Below are 1,975 nucleotides of genomic sequence, written 5' to 3'. Positions count from 1 at the left end.
ACTATTTGGAGACGCTGAAGTGACCGAGCGGGCGGATCCGCCGAACCCCGACGACGCGCCGGGTCGGGCCGAGGGCACAGAACGCGCGGCCCTGCTGCGCGTTCTGTGCCCTCGGCCCGGCTTGCTCGGTTGGATCACCACCACGGACCACAAGGCCCTCGGGCTGCGGTTCGTCGGAACGGCGTTCGTGTTTTTCGCGCTGGCCGGGGTGCTCGCCCTGGCGGTGGGTCTCCAGCTCGCGGCGCCTCAGGCGCGCGTGCTCGGCCCGGACGCGTACAACCAGGCGTTCACCACGCACGGCACGGCGATGATGTTTCTGTTCGCGGTACCGGTGATGACCGGCATGGGCCTGTACTTGGTGCCGCTCATGCTCGGCACCCGTAACGTGTGCTTCCCGCGGCTGCTGAACTACGGCTACTACCTGTACCTGTTCGCGGGCCTCATGCTGTTCACGGCGCTGTTGCTCAACACCGGCCCGGACATGGGCTTGTTCAGCTACGTCCCGCTGAGCGGGCCGGATTACGGCCCCGGTAAGCGCGTGGACGTGTGGTCGCAGATGGTGACGCTGGTCGAGGTCAGCACGCTCATATCGGCGGTGGAGATCATCGCCACCACCTTCACCCAACGCGCGCCCGGGATGTCGCTGGACCGGGTGCCGCTGTTCGTGTGGTCGCAGGTGGTGACGGCGTTCATGGCGCTGCTCGCGATGCCGGCCGTCATGCTCTCCAGCACGATGCTGGCGGCCGATCGCATGACCGGGATCAGCACCCACTTCTTCAACCCGGCCAGGGCGGCGACGCGCTCCTGTGGCAGCACTTGTTTTGGTTCTTCGCGCACCCAGAGGTGTACATCGTCTTCCTGCCCGCGACCGGTTTCGTTTCGGCAATCATCCCGACGTTCACGCGGCGCGTGATGTTCGGGTACACGGCGCTGACGCTGTCGCTGGTCGGCACCGCGTTCATCGCGTTCGGGGTGTGGGTACATCACATGTTCGCCCCGCCGCTGCCGCGGGTGGGCCAGGGGGTGTTCACCGGCGCCAGCCTGATGGTCGCCATCCCCAGCGGGGTGCAGATCTTCTGCTGGATCGCCACCCTGTGGGGCGGCAAGATCCGGCTGAGGTCACCGCTCCTCTTCGTGCTCGGGTTCTTTGCGGTGTTTGTTATCGGCGGGATGACGGGCGTGATGCTGGCGTCGGTGTCGATCGACATTCAGGTACACGACACGTCCTTCGTGGTGGCCCATCTGCACTACGTGCTTATCGGCGGGGGCGTGTTCCCGCTTTTGGCCGCGGTGCTGTACTGGCTCCCCAAGTGGGCCGGGCGGGTGCCGAGCGAGCGGCTCGCGCGGCTCTCGTTCGCGCTGATCTTCGTCGGGTTCAACCTGACCTTCTTTCCGATGCACCATGTGGGGCCCCGGGGGATGCCGCGGCGCGTCTATACGTATTTGCCCGAGCAGAACTGGGACGGACTGTACTTGCTCGCCACCGCCGGCGCCTTCACGCTCTCGGCGGGGTTCCTCTGTTTCCTTGTGAACGTTCTCTGGACCCGCCGGTACGGGGCGCCCGCCGGGGCGAACCCGTGGGGCGCGGGGACCTTGGAGTGGGCCGCCGCGTCCCCGCCCGATCCGCACAACTTCACCCGACTGCCGACCGTCGGCGGGCGCGAGCCGCTGTGGGAGGGCGCCGAAAACACCCCGGTGGTAACCGGTCTCGCCACCGACACGCGCGAGGTGCTGGTGACCACACCGCACGACGCCGAACCGCACCACCGGAACCACCTCCCGAACGATTCCGCCTGGCCGTTCCTCGCGGCTGTTGTGACCGGGGGATCCTTTGTCGGGCTGGTGTTCACCGCCTGGGCGTTTCCCGCCGGTATGGCGGTACTGCTCGTCGCCCTGCTCGGGTGGTTCTGGCCGACGAAAGAGCCGGACCCGATTCACCACCCGCACACGCGGCCGGCCGTGGCCGGGGAGAAGC

The 1,975-nt window shown here is 67.6% G+C and carries 1 pseudogene; it reads left to right on the top strand.

From position 1 onward, the window contains the following. Nucleotides 1-19: 19 nt before the first annotated feature. Nucleotides 20-1,975, top strand: a pseudogene (locus R5W23_RS32595) (cbb3-type cytochrome c oxidase subunit I); the annotation flags it as partial.

The sequence above is a fragment of the Gemmata algarum genome (assembly GCF_034097035.1).
Taxonomy (GTDB): Bacteria; Planctomycetota; Planctomycetia; order Gemmatales; family Gemmataceae; genus Gemmata; species Gemmata algarum.
The sequence above is the reverse complement of the archived record's forward strand: the minus strand, read 5'-3'. Positions and strand labels throughout refer to the sequence as shown.